The organism is Pedococcus sp. P2_D9 (assembly GCF_056404275.1).
The window spans coordinates 1-15948 of sequence record NZ_JBFUEI010000013.1 but is presented as its reverse complement, the minus strand read 5'-3'; the positions used below and the strand labels follow the sequence as shown (position 1 = coordinate 15948).

Below are 15948 nucleotides of genomic sequence, written 5' to 3'. Positions count from 1 at the left end.
CCCACCAGCGGCCGGCACCGACCGGAAGGAGCTTCATGAAGCAGGCCGTACAAGAACAGCCCAGCACGCCGCTCGTCACGCCGAACGTCGTCACGACGAATGAGGTCGCGCCGCGGCCCCAGGGACTGCGCCCCTGGCTCGGACGCTGGGGCGCCTCCCGCAGCGGGTATGTCGTGAGCCGGCTCCTGCTGCTCGTCCCCGGCGTGCTCGTCGCGGCCGCGGCAACGTTCTTCCTCATCACCCTGATCCCCAGTGACCCGATCGGCTTCCTCCTGGGCGACTTCGCGTCGCCCGCGCAGATCGCCGCGAAGGAGGCCGAGCTCGGCCTGGACCGTCCGCTCGGCGTGCGGTTCCTCGACTACCTCGGAGGCATCGCGACGGGTGACTTCGGCACCAGCTACCGCACCGGCCAGCCGGTCCTCGGCGAGCTGCTGGGGCGGGTGCCCTCCTCCCTCATCCTCACCGTCCCGGGCTTCCTGCTCGCACGGTTCATCGGTATCCGCCTCGGCATCCTGCAAGCGACCTCGCGCCGTCCCGGTGTTGTGCGCGGCGTGGTCACCTTCCTGCAGGCCACTCCCTCCTTCGTGGCGGCCGTCTTCGGCATCCTGCTGCTCGTCGTGATGGTGAAGGTGCTGCCCCCACCCGCGGGTCAGATCGGGTTGGGCGACGGGCGGCCACCCCACGTCACGGGCACGGTGGTGATCGACGCGCTGCTCGCCGGCCAGGTCGGCACCTTCTTCGCGGCGCTCCCCTACCTCGTGCTCCCGGTCCTGGTGTTGGGACTGATGCTGTCGGTGCCCTTCGCCCGCATCACGGCGAGCACCATCCGAGCCAACCTTGACGCGGACTTCACGGTCTTCGGCCGGGCGAACGGCCTTCCCCGGCGCCGGGTCCTGTCCAACGCGAAGAAGTCGGCGCGCTCCTCGGTGATCACGGTCAGCGGCATCGTGGCGGCCGAGCTCGTCGGAGGCACCGTCATCGTCGAACGGATCTTTTCGTGGAACGGCACGGGCAACTGGGCGCTGGAGGCCATCGTGAACAAGGACCTCCCCGCTGTGATGGCGTTCGTCATTTTCATGACGGTGACCACGATGGTGGTCTACCTGGTCGCAGACGTCCTGAGCGTCCTGATGGATCCGAGGATGAAGTGAGTACCGCGCTGAAGGCCCGCACAGGGCGCCCGGTCCGGGTGGACCCGCGGGCGTGGGACCCGGTCCTCACAGCCTGCGCGCTGTGGATCGCGGTCCTCGTCGGCTGGGCGGTCCTCGACCTGCCACTCCCGCACGACCCGTTGCGCGCAGCCCTGGGCGACTCGGTCTCACGTCCGAGTGGCTCACACTGGATGGGCACCGACCAGGTGGGGTATGACGTCTTCTCGCGAAGCGTGAAGGCCGCCGCCAACGACGTCGTTCTGGCCATGGTCGGCGTGGCCATTGCTGCCGTCATCGGCACCATGCTCGGGGTGCTGCTCAGCAGGCCGGGCCGGGTCAGCGAGGTCGTCATGCGCGGAGTCGACCTGGTGCAGGCCATCCCGCTCCTGATCGTGGCCATCACGCTCGTCGGACTCGTCGGCGGCTCGAAGGTCATGCTGATCGTCGTCATCCTCATGGTGAACGTGCCGTTGTTCATCCGGCTGGTGCGCGCGGAGGCGCAGTTCCTCCGACGACGCGGGTTCGTCGAGGTGGCGCGCTCGTTCGGAGCCAGTGAGCTCCAGGTTGCCGTGCGCCACCTCGCCCCGAACTGCTCCGGGGTCGTCTTCCCACAGCTCTCGCTGTCCCTCGGCTACGGCATCTCGACGATCAGCGCGATCGGGTTCCTGGGCTTCATCCCGCCGGGGACCGCGAGCTGGGGCGCCATGTTGAACGGCGGCGTGCCGCTGCTCCTGAGCGGCGGCTGGTGGATCTCGCTGTTCCCGTCGCTCTTCATCCTCTTCACGGTGCTCGCGTTCAGCGAGGCCTCGAACCGTCTGCAAAGTCTCGTGGAAAGGCCCATGGACCGTGCCCACTGACACCAGCCTGAGCATCGCGGAGCGGCCCGTGGCCTCGTCCGCTCCCGCCGTCGTCGTGGACGGCCTGGACCTTGAGTACGTGGACACGCGGACGATCCGCGCCCTGAGCGGGGTCTCCCTCACCGTGCAGGAGGGCGAGATCATGGCCCTGGTCGGGGAGACCGGGTCCGGCAAGTCCAGCCTGATCCACTCCGTCCTCAACCTCCTTCCCGGCACGAGCCGCACGAACGGTGAAGTGCGGCTGCAGCTGCAGGGAGAAAAGGTCCAGCCGCTGCGGATGAACAAGGAGCAGGCGCGGGAGTTCCGCCGCAGCCACGTCGCGTTCATCCCCCAGCTCACGAAACGGGCCTTGGTCCCCGTGCTGACCGTCGAAGAGCACTTTCGGCAGTACCTCCGTGCAGGCGGGCCCATAGCCGAGGGACGCGTCGAGTCGTTGCTGCGCGACGTCGACCTGACCGACCCGGCGCGCGTCCTCGCGAGCTACCCGCACCAGCTCAGCGGTGGCATGGCCCAGCGGGTCTGCATCGCTCTGGCGATGTGCGGCAGCAGCTCACTGGTCGTGGCGGATGAGCCGACCTCTGGCTTGGACGCGTTGGTCAAGCTCCGGGTGGCTGACCTGCTGAGGGCCACCGTCGACGAGCCCGGCCGGACGATGCTTCTGGTAACCCACGACCTCCTGCTCGTAGAGCGGATCGCCACCAAGGTGGCCGTGCTCTACGGCGGTGCCCTGGTCGAGACCGGCTCGGTAAAGCAGGTGTTCGGCTCGCCGGAGCATCCTTACACCAAGGCCCTGATCGGGGCGATGCCCCAGCCAGGGAAGCCGCTTTCCGTGCTTCCCGGTGCGGTGCAACGGACGTCGGAGGCGCCCACGGCGTGCGTCTTCGCGGCCCGTTGCCCCGTCAGACACGAGCGGTGCCTGTCAGAGGTGCCACCGCTGCGAGAGCTCTCCGACGGAAGGAAGGTCGCGTCATGGTGCACGACGAACTGACCGCTATCCGGGTCACGGGACTCAGCAAGCGCTTCCGCAAGGCGGACGGGACTCACGTTGATGCGCTGAGGAACCTCGACCTGCACGTCGGTGCAGGCGAGTGCGTCTCGGTGATCGGCGAGAGTGGGTCCGGCAAGTCGACGCTGGCGCGGATCCTCATGGGACTCGAGACGCCCGACAGCGGCTCCCTCGACATCGGCGGCACACGCCGGGTCGACCTGCGCTCCGCGTCCGCCGACGGGGGAGTCGCGGTGGTCTTGCAGGACCCCGCCGACTCGCTCGACCCCCGCTACAAGGTTGAGGCCGCGATAAGCGAGCCCCTGACGATCCGTCGCCAGCGCCCGTCGCGGGCCGAGATTCGGAAGCGGGTGAGCGATGCGATGGAATCCGTCGGGCTCGGCGAGCACCTGCTCGAGTCACGGGTGAGCCGTCTCAGCGGTGGCCAGCAGCAGCGCGTAGGCATCGCGCGAGCCCTGGTGACCCGGCCGTCGTTGCTGATACTCGACGAGCCGACCTCTGCGCTCGACCCTTCGGTGCAAGCGCAGATCCTGGATCTGCTCCAGTCGCTCCAGCGCGCCGAGCAGCTCTCGGTCCTCCTGATCACCCACGATCTCGCGGTCGCGGCCTTCATGGGCGACCGGATCTGCGTTCTGCGCAGCGGCCGGATGCTGGAGGTGGGTACATCGGCCGACGTGTGGCGCAGGTCGAGGCATCCCTACACCCGAGCCCTCATGGCGGCCTCTTCGTTCGACGTCGCCTTCGAGTGGCCGGACGCCGACGCCAACGACTCGGTCGCCACCACCGCCGCCGCGAGCACCGCCACTGACACGTCCAGTACCACGACCACTGCCACGAGGGTGGGCCACTGCGAGTTCCGCGACATCTGCGGAAGCGACCGCGCCTCCTCGTGCGCCGGCCCTGGCGCCGACCTGGAGAGCGTCGGCACCGACCACTGGGTCGTGTCGTCCTGCCTCCACCACCTACCCCCAGTTGAATCACAAGGAGCGATACATGAGTGAGTTCTCGATCTGCGACGTCGTCGTCCCGGTCACGCCGACGGGGCTGTACAACCTCGACGATCTGCCCGATCACCTGCGCACGCCGAGCATCCTCAACCCATTGACGGTGGAGAGCCTGCTTGAGCGCATGGACACCTACGGCATCGGGCAGTCGATCATCCCCGCCCGTCGGTACGGTGCCGAATGGGGCGTCCCCTACGACGTCCTCAGAGACTACGTCGCCCAAGCGCCGGACCGGCTCTATGCGGTCGCCGGTATCGACCCGCTGACCAAGATGGAAGGGGTCCGCCGCTTCGAAGAGGCCGTGCGCGACTTCGGCTACATCGGCGCACACACCTACACGTCGTGGTCGGAGACCGACGTGGACGACCGGCTGTACTACCCCTTCTATGCCAAGGCGGAGGAGCTCGGCGTGCCGTTCATGATCGAGGTGATGCACGGGAAGACGAAGTTCTCCAACGCGCATCCCCGCAACGTCGAACGGGTCGCCGCAGACTTTCCCGACCTGAAGCTGGTGGCCATCCACTGCGGATACCCGTGGGAGCGCGAGCTGGTCGCCAACGCGGAGTTCCGCCAGAACTTCTACATCGGCTACGACGGGTACCCGCCTCGGATGTGGGTCCCCGAGCTTGTGAACTTCGTCAAGGGCAAGACCTTCGCCGGCGAGCACCCGATTGCCAAGGATGGCACCCGACCCGTCACCACGCCCCTCCGTGGCGTGTTCGGCTCCAACTACCTCAGCGTGGACCTGGAGACGGCCTTCGACGAGATCAAGAACCACGGCTTCACCGACGAGGAGTGGAGGAACCTGATGGGCGACAACGCCCGCCGCCTCTACGGTCTGCCGTCGTACTCGATCGCGGACGGTTCCAGCTGACACCGGTGTCGGCCCGCCGGGCCCCGGCGGGAGCTGTCTCCCGCCGGGCCCGCACGGCCGCCGTGCCCACGGTGGTCGCGGGTTTCGTGATCCTGGCCGCCAGCAACGCCGGAGGGTTCTACGGTCTCGCGGTGTACCTCGGCAGCCTGAAGGCGGACGGTCGCTTCTCCCTCGGGCTCGTCTCGTCGCTCACCTCCGTCTTCTTCCTCGTCAGCGGGGTCACGGGGCTCGCTGTCGGTCGATCGCTCGGGACCCTCGGGGTGCGCAGGATGACTCTCCTCGGTGCGGGCGCCGGCGGTGCCGGGATGTGGCTGGTCGGACATGCGCGGGAGCCCTGGCAGCTCCTGGTCGCCTACACGCTGCTCGGCTCCGCCATGGCCATGACCGGGCCCATCGTCCTCACGACGGCCCTGATCGACGTGGTGCGAGTGCCCGCTCGTCGCAACCAGGCCATGGCGCTGATGCTCAGCGGCATGACCGCGGGCGGCGCGCTGTTCGTGCCCGTGCTCGCCTGGGCGGTGGAGACCCATGGCCTGGACACCGCCACCACGGTCGGCGCTGCCGCCCTCTTCCTCGGCGTCGCGGGCCCGGCCCTGGTGCTGGGGAGGGGACGGGGCAGCGGGGCGGCAGCGGCACCTGGCCCGGCCGTCCAGACCTCCGAGGGCGAGCTCGTGCCTGCCGACAGCAAGCCGGCGCGGGTCGATGACCGGGGCACCCTCGGATGGGGCACCCGTCGGGCGACCCTGACCTACGTCCTGCTGTGTGTCACCTTCGTGTCGTTCCTGTCTGCCCAGGTGGGCTTCAACACCCAGCTGTACTCCATCGCCGGCGACCACGGCATCGGTGCCGCAGGTGGTGCGCTCGGCGTGGTGGCCGGCACGGGTATGGCCGCCCGGGTCATCGGCATCGTGGCGATCCGCTGGGTGCCTTCCGAGGTCTTCCTGGGCGCGATGGCCGTGTTCCAGGGGTTCGCAGGGCTGGTGCTGCTGCTTCGCCCCGACTCGGTCGGCCTCTACGCCAGCGCCGGCCTGCTGGGCATGGCGGTGGGGAACGCCTCGGTGCTGTCTCCCGTGATCATGCTGAGGATCTTCGGGTCCGCGCAGTACTCGCGGCTGCTGGCCCGGCTCTCGTTCGTGACCACTCTGGGGATCGCCGCCGGACCGGTGGGGGTCGGGGCCCTGCGCTCGGTCTTCGGCAGCTACGACCCGATCCTCGCGGGCATCAGCGTCGTGTCGTTCGGGGTCGCCGGCCTGTGCTGGGTGCTGGCCCGGGCGTCCCAGCCCGCCCCGGCTGTTCTGGAGAGCGAGCCGCTCTCACGCACCTGAACAGGTGACAACAGCCAACTTTGGTGTATCGTTCATCGGAACGATGGTTTACAGAGCGGAACGATCCAACTGAGCCAAAAGGAGCAAGAAATGCTGGAGAAGGGTGTCAAGGCGCCGACGTTCTCGCTGGTCGCCGACAACGGCGCGACCGTGAACCTCGAAGACCACTTGGGAAAGTGGGTGGCGCTTTGGTGGTACCCCGAGGCGAACAGCAGCGGGTGCTCGGTGCAGGCGGCCTCCCTCCAGCGCAGTCGCGACCGGTTCGAGGAGGAGGGAGTCGTACTCCTGGGCGCCTCCTTCAACAGCGTCGAGGAGAACAACGACTTCGCCTGCGACAAGTCCCTGGGGCTAGTGCTGCTGTCGGATGCGGACCAGACGACCGGGCAGACCTACGAGGTCGTCCGCGACCCCGGTGACCGCCACCCCACCAAGCCGCACCGCCACACCTACGTCATCGACCCCGAGGGCCGCATCGCCCACGCCGAGGACGCCAACGAGGTGCCGCTCGGCGCCTACGGTGAGCACCTGCTCGAGCAGGTGCTCCGCCTGCGGTCCGCCACAGTCGCGAGCCGGGCGTAGGCGCTCCGTGGACTTCTCCGACGGCCCGCTGACCGGCGTCAGGGTGATCGACGCGTCGACGATCCTCGCCGGACCCCTCTGCTGCCAGATCCTGGGCGACTTCGGTGCCGACATCATCAAGATAGAGCACCCCACTGCCGGGGACAGCATGCGCGGACACGGGGAGTCGAAGGACGGCATCCCGTTGTGGTGGAAGGAGATCTCGCGCAACAAGCGGACGATCGGCCTGAGCCTCTCTGACCCCGATGGCGCCGAGGTCTTCCGGGCCCTTGCCGCGACGGCGGACGTGGTCGTCGAGAACTTCAGGCCGGGCACACTCGAGCGCTGGGGTCTGGGTCCAGAAGTCCTGCTGGAGGCCAACACGGGCCTGATCCTGGTACGCATCACCGGTTTCGGACAGGTCGGTCCCTACGCCTCGCGAGCCGGCTTCGGCACGCTCGCCGAGGCGATGAGCGGGTTCGCGCACCTCACCGGCGAGCAGGACGGTCCGCCGACGCTTCCGGCCTTCGGCCTCGCCGACAGCATCTGCGGGATCGCCGCGTCCTCGGCGGTGTCGATGGCCCTCCTGGCCCGGACGACCAACGGAGGACAGGGCCAGGTGATCGACGCCAGCCTGCTACTGCCGATCATGACGGCAGTGGGCCCGGGCGCGACCTACTACCAGCAGAACGGCTCGATCGGCCGCCGGCACGGCAACCGGTCGACGAACAACGCTCCCCGCAACACGTACGAGACTGCCGACGGCAAGTGGGTCGCGGTCTCCACCAGCGCGCAGCGCATCGCCGAGCGGGTGATGGAGCTGGTGGGCCAGCCATGGGTCGTCGGCGAGGACTGGTTCGCCTCCGGCCACACGCGGGCTCAGCACGCCGACCTGCTCGACGAGTACGTCGGAGGGTGGGTCGCCAAGCGAACCCAGCAGGAGGTCATGGACGAGTTCGCTGCCGTGGGTGCAGCGGTGGCGCCCGTCTACGACGCCCGCGACATTGCCGAGGACGAGCACATCCTGGCCACCGGGATGATGCAGACCGTCTCCGACGACGACCTCGGCGAGGTCCTCATGCATGACGTCATGTGGCGAATGTCCCGCACCCCCGGACGCATCCGCTTCACCGGACGCCCCCTGGGCGCCGACACCCAGACCGTCCTCGTCGAGGAGCTCGGGATCCCGTCGGCGCGCATCGAAGAGCTGAGACGTCGCCGCGTCGTCGCCTGATCACCCACGACCACACACAGACCGCCAAGGAGGGCCCGAATTGACGACAGTCAGCTCGACCTACACATCACCCATCCGCCCGCTGGACGTCCTGAGCCATGCCGTCGACCTGGTCGACCTGGGCCGGACCCTCTCGGTGGGCATGCCCCAGTCCCCCAACCACCCGGCATACTGGCACGCGCTGCCGCGTCGGCACGGGGATAGCTGGCGCTCGGACGGTGGTTCGGCGGCCAACGACATCATCACGATGGGCACCCACGTGGGCACCCACATCGACGCGCTGTCGCACGTCTCGCACGACGGGCTGCTCCACGGCGGGCTGACGGTCGAGGACGCGCTCGCCGGAGGTCGCTACGACAAGCTCGGCGCCCACACGATCGCGCCGATGTTTACACGCGGGGTGCTGCTGGACGTGCCTGCGGCACTGGGATTGGAGGCCTGCGAGGCCGGCTACGAGATCACCCGTGCCGATCTGGAGGCGACCATCGAGCTGCAGGGCACGCGCCCCGCCGCCGGTGACGTCGTCCTCGTGCGCAGCGGCTGGGGCCCCAAGTTCGACGAGGGGGCCGCCTACATCGGCGCCGAGACCGGCGTCCCCGGTGTCGCCGAGGACGGGGCGAGGTGGATCGCCGAGCACGAGGTGCGTGCCGCCGGCGCGGACACCATCGCCTTCGAGCGCCTCGCACCCGGTGCCGGCCACGCGATGCTGCCTGCGCACAGGGTGCTCCTGGTGGAGTCGGGCATCTACATCATCGAGGCCATGGACCTCGAGGCCCTGGCGGCCGGCGGTCACCACGAGTTCCTGTTCGTCCTGTCCCCATTGGCCCTCTACGGCGCCACGGGTTCGCCGGTCCGGCCGTTGGCGGTGGTCCCCCGTGGCTGACGCCGTCGAGGGGACGCTCGCCCAGCAACTCGCCGGCTTCGCCGTCCGGGCGATGCGAGACGGCGTGCCCCACGAGGTCGCCCACAGTGTCGTCCAGCGCGTGACCGACGTGCTCGGACTGTGCGTGGCAGCGCAGGGGCTGCCTTCCAGCCAGGGTGCCATCGAGCACGTCCTCGAGAGCGGCGGGGCCGAGCAGGCGCACGCCATCGGGGTGCCCGGCCGCCTGCCGGCGCCTGCGGCGGCCTTCGTGAACGGGGTCCTCGCGCACTCATTGGACTACGACGACACCCACCTGCCGTCGGTGCTGCACCCCAGTGCCAGCATCGTGCCGGCCGGGCTCGCGGCAGCGCAGTATGCCGGCGCTTCCGGCGAGACGACGGTCCGCGCCATCGCGGTCGGCCTGGAGGTCACGGTCCGCCTGGGCATGGCCGGCTACGACACGGAGCTCGGGAACTCGGTCTTCTTCGAGCACGGACAGCACGCCACCTCGATCTGCGGGGCGATGGGTGCGGCCGTGACGGCGGCCCTGATCCTCGGGCTGGACGAGGAAGGCGTCGTCCACGCCCTCGGTCTCGCGGCCTCGAAGTCCTCGGGGATCATCGAGGCGAACCGCACCGGGGGCACGGTCAAACGCCTCCACTGCGGCTGGGCGGCTGAGTCCGGGGTCACCGCGGCGATGCTCGTCAGGCGCGGCCTCACCGGCCCCCCGTCGGTGCTCGAGGGTCGGTTCGGCTTCTTCACCGCCTGGCTGCACGGGTCGCCCGTGGACCTCGGGGCCGTGACCCGAGACCTCGGCGTCGTGTGGTCGGTGCCCGGGATCTTCTTCAAGCCGTACCCCGCCAACCACTTCACCCACGCGGCCGTGGATGCGGGTGTCGCCCTGCGTGAGCGCGGCGTCGGTCCGCGCGACGTGGTGCGGCTCGAGCTGGGCGTGCCCGGAGCCGCCCTCCGGACCATCGGCCAGCCGATCGACGTCAAGCGGGCGCCCGAGACCGGCTACCAGGCCCAGTTCAGTGGCCCCTACGCCCTCGTTGCCGGTCTCCTCGGGGGTGGCGGGCTCGCGGTCGCACTCACGGACTACACCGACGAGCTGGCCCAGGACCCGCTGCGTCGTTCCCTCATGGCGAAGGTGGACGTCGTGGAGGACGACCGCTGCAACCAGGTCTTCCCCCACCAGTTCCCCGCCGTGGTGCGGGCCCAGCTGGCCGACGGCACGACCCAGGTGGTCGAGGTGATGGTCAACCGCGGCGGTCCGCAGCACCCCCTCAGCGACGACGAGCTGGCCATCAAGTTCCGCGACAACGTGGACCCCTACCTGGCTGACCCGTCCGCTGCCGAAGCCCAGCTGCGCCGCATGCGCACGCTGCCGTCGATCACCGAGCTGTTGGTGCTCTTCGCGCCCGTCCCCGCACCGGTTGCCTGACAGCCAGCTGCGCCCCCTACCGCAATCTCGACAGGAGACAATCAACCATGGATCTGCTCATCAAGAACGTCCGCGTGGTCACCCCGGAGAACGAGGAGCCGCGTGATGCCGACATCGCCGTGACCGATGGTCGGATCACGGAGGTCGCGCCCGGGCTCGAGCCGCTCAGCGGCACCGAGGTCGTCGACGGCCACGGCCGGCTCGCCTTCCCCGGCGTGGTCGACGCCCACCAGCACTGGGGCATCTACAACCCCCTCGCCGAGGATGCCGCGACCGAGTCGATGGCCGCCGCCCAGGGAGGTGTCACCAGCGGGATCACCTACATGCGCACCGGTGAGTACTACCTGAACAAGGGTGGCGAGTATGCCGAGTTCTTCCCGGAGGTGCTGTCCCTGACCGAGGGGCGCTCCTACGTCGACTACGCCTTCCACCTCGCGCCGATGATGCGCCGGCACATCGAGGAGATCCCCTCGCTCGTGCGTGACCACGGTGTCACGTCCTTCAAGGTCTTCATGTTCTACGGCGGCCACGGGCTGCACGGTCGCTCAGCCGACCAGAACTCGTTCCTGATGATCCCCGAGGACGAGCGGTACGACTACGCCCACTTCGAGTTCGTCATGCGGGGTATCCAGAAGGCGCGGGAGGAGTTCCCCGAGCTGGCCGACGAGATCTCGCTGTCGATGCACTGTGAGACCGCCGAGATCATGACCGCCTACACGAAGCTGGTCGAGGAGGCGGGCGAGCTCTCCGGGCTCGAGGCCTACCACGAGAGCCGCCCGCCGCACTCCGAGGGGCTCGCCATCAGCATCGCCTCCTACCTGGCCCACGAGACCGGCCTCCCGACGATCAACCTCCTCCACCTGTCGTCGGCCAAGGCGATGGACGCGGCCGTGCGGATGTCGCAGGCCTTCCCGCACATCGACTTCCGCCGCGAGGTGACCATCGGGCACCTACTCGCCGACATCCACACGGCCAACGGCAACGGCGCGAAGGTGAACCCGCCGATCCGTCCGCGCGCCGACGTGGAGGCGCTGTGGGAGCACCTGCTCGCCGGCGACGTCGACTGGGTCGTCTCCGACCATGCCTGCTGCAAGGAGGAGACCAAGTTCGGGTCGGACCCCGAGGACGTCTTCGTCGCCAAGTCGGGCTTCGGAGGCACGGAGTACCTGCTCCCGGGCCTGGTCACCGAGGGCACCAAGCGGGGTCTCTCGATGAACCGGATCGCCGAGCTGCTCGCGTCCAACCCGGCCAAGCGCTTCGGTCTGCGGACCAAGGGTGTGCTCGCGGTGGGCTACGACGCCGACATCGCGCTCGTGGATCCGGACGCGTCGTGGACGGTCCGTGCCGAGGACTCCGCCTCGACGCAGGAGTACACGCCGTTCGAGGGGTTCTCGATGACGGCTCGCGTCACCGACACCTTCCTGCGCGGCAAGCAGATCCTGGCAGAGGGCACCGTGGTCGGCGAGCCGACCGGGCAGTACCTCTCCCGGCCGACCGGTCGTGGCTGACCTCTCCCCGGAGCTGGCGGCTCCTCCGGCACGGACCTACCTGTACGTGCCGGGGGATCGGCCAGCCCTCTTCCCTAAGGCGGTCGGCAGCGGCACCGACGCCGTCATCCTCGACCTGGAGGACGGCGTCGGGGTCGCGGGCAAGGACGCCGCGCACGAGGCCGTCGCGCAGTTCGAGCGCGCGCCGGGGGTGCAGTGGTGGGTGCGCGTCGACCCGGTCCGGCTCGCTGACGGGGTGTTGTGCGCGGTCCGACCCGGCACCACCGGCGTCTTCCTCCCCGGAGCCGAGCTGGCGCTGCTGGACCGCCTGGAGGTCCTGCTCGCCGAGGCCGAGGCAGCCGCAGGGCTCGAACCGCTGAAGGTCGTGCCCCTTCTCGAGACACCCCGAGGTGTCGCTCAGGTCCGTGACCTGGCGGCGGTCGGACGGGTGCACCGTCTCGCGGTGGGAGAAGCCGACATGGCCGCCGCGCTCGGCCTCAGGCCGTCGGCGGACCGACGCGAGCTGTGGCCGATCCGCTCAGAGGTGGTCCTGGCCTCGGCGCTGTGCGGGCTGGCAGCGCCAGTGGGTCCCGTGCAGGTGGACCTGACCGACACCGACCTGCTGAGAGAGTCCACGGAGCAGCTCGTGCGGCAGGGGTACAACGCCCGGACCCTGATCCACCCCAGTCAGGTGGAGGTCGTCCACGGTGCACTCGCACCGTCCGACGACGAGCTTGCCGCAGCACGGGACGTGGTCGCCACCTTCGAGGCGGCCCACGTCAACGGGTCGGGTGTCGCGGTCGATTCGAGCGGTCGTATGGTTGACCTCGCCGTCGTCAGAAGCGCTCGCGCCCTCCTTGGGCGTGCCTGAGGACTGTGACGATCGTGTCTGGACACCCCTGGCGTGCGAGCGCCGGCTGACGCATCCGGGCTAGGCGACGCACTGTTCCCACGGTTTCGCTGCGTTCGTCCGCGGGCCGCCCTCCGGGCACGTATGCCGTGTGGTCACCGCCGCGTCCGACTGGCTGAACTCAGCGCCGTTCCGCCATGACTTGTTGGCCGCAGGTCGTCAGGGGACTGTCGGACCTTGGGTGCCGTGGTCTCATCGGACGGCCTCGGGGACGGGTTCGGAGACCTCGGGCTGCGGGAGCGTGCGAATCCGGATCCGCGGACGGTGCTGGGACTCGTAGATCACCTGGACATTCTCCCGCCGGGTCAACCGGATGGACACCGCCACCAGCGTCAGACCGATGGCGACCGTGCCGATGCCGACCGTCCAGCGGGCGCCGGCGACGTCGCCGATCCAGCCGATGAGTGGCGCACCGAGCGGGGTGCCACCCATGAAGATCGCCATGTAGAGCGCCATCACGCGACCGCGCATTGCCGGGTCGACGCTGAGCTGGACCATCGCGTTGGCCGTCGTCATGGCGGTCATGGCGGTCAGCCCGACAGGAATCAGGGCCAGCGCGAACAGCGGGTAGGTCGGAGCCATTGCGGCCAGCCCGCTCGAGACGGAGAAGCCCATCAGTGCCATCAGCAGGATCCGTAGCCGCGGCTTGGCCCGCCGAGCCGCTAGGAGGGCGGCGGTGAGCGACCCGATTGCCATGATCGAGCCGAGGAGACCGTACTCCTGCGGCCCTTTGCCGAACTCCTTGGTGGCCATCAGCGCCGTGGTGATCTGGAAGTTCCCGAAGGTTCCGAGCACGAACACGAGCGCCATGACGAGCTGGAGGTCGGGGCGGCCACGGACGTACGCGACGCCCTCGCGGATGGCGCCCTTGCCGCGGGCGAGCGCCGGGGCGGGTCGCAGGTCGCTCGTGCGCATCGCTGCGATGGCGAGTAGCACCGCGACAAAGGTCAGGGTGTTGAGCATCAGGGTCCAGCCGGTGCCGAACGCCGCGATGGTCAGGCCCGCAACCCCGGGACCGATCAGCCGCGCGGCGTTGAACGAGGCGCTGTTGAGGGACACCGCGTTGGCGAGATTGTCGCGAGGTACCATCTCGGAGACGAAGGTCTGGCGGGCCGGGATGTCGACGGCCGTGGCGACGCCGGTGAAGAACGCCATCCCGTAGACCATCCAGAGTTGGGCGGTTCCGCTGATGACGACCAGGCCGAGGGCCAGCGACGACAGCGCGAGGGAGGTCTGGGTGACCGCCAGGATCCGTCGCTTGGGGTAGCGGTCGGCGATCATGCCTGCCCAAGGCGCGAGCAGCGGGAACGGCAGGAACTGAAGCCCGGTCACGATGCCCAGCGCAGTCGAGGACTGGTCGGTCAGCTCGGTCAAGACCAACCAGTCCTGCGCGACCCGGCCCATCCAGGCGCCGATGTTGGAGATGAGCGCGCCCGCTGCGTAGACGCGGTAGTTGCGGATGTCGAGTGAGGAGAACGTCGGGCTCACTCGCTGGCCACCCGGGTGAGGATGGCCGCGGCCTGCTGCAGGATGACCTGCTCCTCGGGCGTGAGGTGGTTGACTCGCACGGACATCCATGCGTCGCGCTTGCGACGGATGTCCTTGAGCAGGGTGACCGCGTCGCTGGTCAATGACAGGATCACCTGACGGCGGTCGGCGGGGTCGTCGGCGCGTTCGACGAGCCCACGCTCCACGAGGGCGCCCACGGTGCGGGTCATGCTCGGGCCGCTCACCTTCTCGATCTCCGCGAGCTCACTCGGCGTGCGCGGCGCGTCCTTGAGACGGCACAGCACTGAGAACTGGTGCGGCGCAACAACATGCGTGCTCTCGAACCGCACTCGTCGGGAGATGCGCATGCAGGCCAGGCGAAGCTCGCCGGCAAGACTCGAGATCGCGGACGGAGAGAGCCCGCCGTCAGCGACACGGCGTGAATGTGCCGGCTGCTGCAGGGTCATCGTATCCTTCTGCTCGGGAGATACTTAGCATAACTTATTAGCTGTGCTAAATAAATTGTCGGGCCCAGTCCATGAGACGTTCGGGCTCCACGCACAGGTTTGCCCCGCCGCACACTGGTGTGCCACGCCAGCCCTCATGGGGCCACTAGGCATGCTGGTCACAGATTCTGTTCCGCCCGGTCGGCCGCTGCGTCTCACGCTCAGCCGACCGGTGGCACCGAGGGACCTTCCACCAACAAAGCCGCAGGTCAGCGTGGTGCTGACCTGCGGCTTTTCGTTGTGGCCAGGGGCGGGGTCGACCGCGGAGCCTCCGATCTTCAGGCAGAGGCGAACGAGCAGGTCAATGATTCATTCCGACGTGTGCCGCCGACTCGCATCCCTCTCCTCCGCCGCCGTTCAGCACGTATGAACCCGCATTGGCTCGACCCCGACGACTCGGCCACTCCCGGCCGTGGCCTTCTCTCGCTCAGACGTTCTCTTGACGTCGAGATGTCGTGCAACATCTCGTGCCACATCTCTTGACCAATCGGGTCTCTGGCGACCGTTTACGGTCTATGAGCCTCCGTCCGAAGGTGCCGAGCCAAGAACAAAGCCGCAGGTCACAGGGCTGCGACCTGCGGCTGGACGGTTGGCCAGGGCGGGCTCGAATGGCCGACCTTCCGATTCTCGGTCGGAGTGTGGGTGACCCGATGGTGCCCCGCCATCCGGTGGCATTCCCGGACACGTTTCCGCAGGTCAGGGGCGCTTTTGCAAGATGATTGTGGTGGCCAGGGGCGGGGTCGAACCGCCGACCTTCCGATTTTCAGACAGACGCATGTGCGCAGGTCAGAGAGCACTTTTCGGTGTCCGTGCTGTATCCTGTGCAACTTCCCTCTTCAAGACCCGCCCGCGGTGTACGCACTTGCCACGCTGCCGGAGGCAGAGCCTCGACTCCCATTCTACTGTGCCGTCTCGGTCCTTCCGGGTGGGTCACTCCTTGACCTCGGCGATGACGGCACCGTTGGTCACGGCCTGCCCGATCTCGGCCAGCAGTCGGCGAGTTCCGGCGCGATCACCCCAGCGTGGTGGTGAACCTCTCGGTCCTGAACTCCGAGCAGGTGGTCGAGCAGGTCCGCTCCGGGCAGCATGACCTGGGGTTCATCGAGACCACCCAAGCGGTCCGGGACCTGCACACCGCCAGTCTGCGAAGTGATGAGCTGCTCGTGGTCGTGGCTCCGGGCCACCCGTGGACAGGTCGCAGGAAGCCGGTGCCGGCGGCTGAGCTGGCGAGTACCCCGCTCG

15 protein-coding genes are annotated in these 15948 nt (G+C 68.8%); 13 read left to right on the top strand and 2 right to left on the bottom strand.

Annotation, left to right across the window (positions count from 1 at the left end):
* Positions 1 to 35: 35 nt before the first annotated feature.
* The 12 genes from AC1DXJ_RS17925 to AC1DXJ_RS17870 all read left to right on the top strand — a co-directional run bounded on the left by AC1DXJ_RS17925 (position 36) and on the right by AC1DXJ_RS17870 (position 12673).
* Positions 36 to 1151 carry an ABC transporter permease gene (locus AC1DXJ_RS17925; RefSeq protein WP_477637583.1) on the top strand — a complete coding sequence of 372 codons (1116 nt, stop codon included), beginning with the start codon at positions 36 to 38 and terminating at the stop codon, positions 1149 to 1151.
* Complete coding sequence (locus AC1DXJ_RS17920) at positions 1148 to 2008, top strand: ABC transporter permease (protein ID WP_477637582.1); 861 nt, start codon at positions 1148 to 1150, stop codon at positions 2006 to 2008. The genes AC1DXJ_RS17925 and AC1DXJ_RS17920 overlap by 4 nt, the downstream gene beginning before the upstream one ends.
* A complete protein-coding gene (locus AC1DXJ_RS17915; RefSeq protein ID WP_477637581.1) occupies positions 1998 to 2996 on the top strand; it encodes an ABC transporter ATP-binding protein in 999 nt (332 codons plus the stop codon). The genes AC1DXJ_RS17920 and AC1DXJ_RS17915 overlap by 11 nt, the downstream gene beginning before the upstream one ends.
* Positions 2978 to 4015 carry an ABC transporter ATP-binding protein gene (locus AC1DXJ_RS17910; protein ID WP_477637580.1) on the top strand — a complete coding sequence of 346 codons (1038 nt, stop codon included), beginning with the start codon at positions 2978 to 2980 and terminating at the stop codon, positions 4013 to 4015. Before AC1DXJ_RS17915 ends, AC1DXJ_RS17910 begins: the two co-directional genes overlap by 19 nt.
* Positions 4008 to 4892: an amidohydrolase family protein gene (locus AC1DXJ_RS17905; protein WP_477637579.1), complete on the top strand. Its 885-nt coding sequence runs from the start codon at positions 4008 to 4010 to the stop codon at positions 4890 to 4892. Before AC1DXJ_RS17910 ends, AC1DXJ_RS17905 begins: the two co-directional genes overlap by 8 nt.
* Before the next feature lie 5 nt (positions 4893 to 4897).
* The gene (locus AC1DXJ_RS17900) at positions 4898 to 6217 is read left to right on the top strand and encodes an MFS transporter (protein ID WP_477637578.1); all 1320 of its coding nucleotides are present in this window, start codon (positions 4898 to 4900) and stop codon (positions 6215 to 6217) included.
* A gap of 90 nt (positions 6218 to 6307) precedes the next feature.
* Positions 6308 to 6796, top strand: coding sequence for a peroxiredoxin (locus AC1DXJ_RS17895; protein ID WP_477637577.1), 489 nt, complete (start codon positions 6308 to 6310; stop codon positions 6794 to 6796).
* A 7-nt stretch (positions 6797 to 6803) separates the two neighbouring features.
* The gene (locus AC1DXJ_RS17890; RefSeq protein WP_477637576.1) at positions 6804 to 8009 is read left to right on the top strand and encodes a CaiB/BaiF CoA transferase family protein; all 1206 of its coding nucleotides are present in this window, start codon (positions 6804 to 6806) and stop codon (positions 8007 to 8009) included.
* 40 nt (positions 8010 to 8049) lie between these two features.
* A complete protein-coding gene (locus tag AC1DXJ_RS17885) occupies positions 8050 to 8892 on the top strand; it encodes a cyclase family protein (protein ID WP_477637575.1) in 843 nt (280 codons plus the stop codon).
* On the top strand, positions 8885 to 10315 hold the full coding sequence (locus tag AC1DXJ_RS17880; protein ID WP_477637574.1) for an MmgE/PrpD family protein: 1431 nt from the start codon (positions 8885 to 8887) through the stop codon (positions 10313 to 10315). The genes AC1DXJ_RS17885 and AC1DXJ_RS17880 overlap by 8 nt, the downstream gene beginning before the upstream one ends.
* A gap of 47 nt (positions 10316 to 10362) precedes the next feature.
* Positions 10363 to 11823 carry a dihydroorotase gene (locus AC1DXJ_RS17875; RefSeq protein WP_477637573.1) on the top strand — a complete coding sequence of 487 codons (1461 nt, stop codon included), beginning with the start codon at positions 10363 to 10365 and terminating at the stop codon, positions 11821 to 11823.
* Positions 11816 to 12673: an HpcH/HpaI aldolase/citrate lyase family protein gene (locus AC1DXJ_RS17870; RefSeq protein WP_477637572.1), complete on the top strand. Its 858-nt coding sequence runs from the start codon at positions 11816 to 11818 to the stop codon at positions 12671 to 12673. Before AC1DXJ_RS17875 ends, AC1DXJ_RS17870 begins: the two co-directional genes overlap by 8 nt.
* A 231-nt stretch (positions 12674 to 12904) precedes the next feature.
* On the opposite strand, the gene AC1DXJ_RS17865 is transcribed toward AC1DXJ_RS17870, so the two are convergent.
* Together AC1DXJ_RS17865 and AC1DXJ_RS17860 are read right to left on the bottom strand one after the other, a co-directional pair.
* Positions 12905 to 14200: an MFS transporter gene (locus AC1DXJ_RS17865; protein WP_477637571.1), complete on the bottom strand. Its 1296-nt coding sequence runs from the start codon at positions 14198 to 14200 to the stop codon at positions 12905 to 12907.
* Positions 14197 to 14667 carry a MarR family winged helix-turn-helix transcriptional regulator gene (locus tag AC1DXJ_RS17860; RefSeq protein WP_477637570.1) on the bottom strand — a complete coding sequence of 157 codons (471 nt, stop codon included), beginning with the start codon at positions 14665 to 14667 and terminating at the stop codon, positions 14197 to 14199. The genes AC1DXJ_RS17865 and AC1DXJ_RS17860 overlap by 4 nt, the downstream gene beginning before the upstream one ends.
* Before the next feature lie 1061 nt (positions 14668 to 15728).
* On the opposite strand from AC1DXJ_RS17860, the gene AC1DXJ_RS17855 reads away from it, so the two are divergent.
* A partial coding sequence (locus AC1DXJ_RS17855) for a LysR substrate-binding domain-containing protein (protein ID WP_477637569.1) occupies positions 15729 to 15948 on the top strand: 220 nt, incomplete at its 3' end.

What these genes read in the sequence shown, in the direction of transcription:
- AC1DXJ_RS17925 (WP_477637583.1), top strand. Translation starts at nt 36, where the DNA reads ATGAAGCAGGCCGTACAAGAACAGCCCAGCACGCCGCTCGTCACGCCG.
- AC1DXJ_RS17910 (WP_477637580.1), top strand. Translation starts at nt 2,978, where the DNA reads ATGGTGCACGACGAACTGACCGCTATCCGGGTCACGGGACTCAGCAAG.
- AC1DXJ_RS17905 (WP_477637579.1), top strand. Translation starts at nt 4,008, where the DNA reads ATGAGTGAGTTCTCGATCTGCGACGTCGTCGTCCCGGTCACGCCGACG.
- AC1DXJ_RS17895 (WP_477637577.1), top strand. Translation starts at nt 6,308, where the DNA reads ATGCTGGAGAAGGGTGTCAAGGCGCCGACGTTCTCGCTGGTCGCCGAC.
- AC1DXJ_RS17875 (WP_477637573.1), top strand. Translation starts at nt 10,363, where the DNA reads ATGGATCTGCTCATCAAGAACGTCCGCGTGGTCACCCCGGAGAACGAG.
- AC1DXJ_RS17860 (WP_477637570.1), bottom strand. Translation starts at nt 14,667, where the DNA reads ATGACCCTGCAGCAGCCGGCACATTCACGCCGTGTCGCTGACGGCGGG.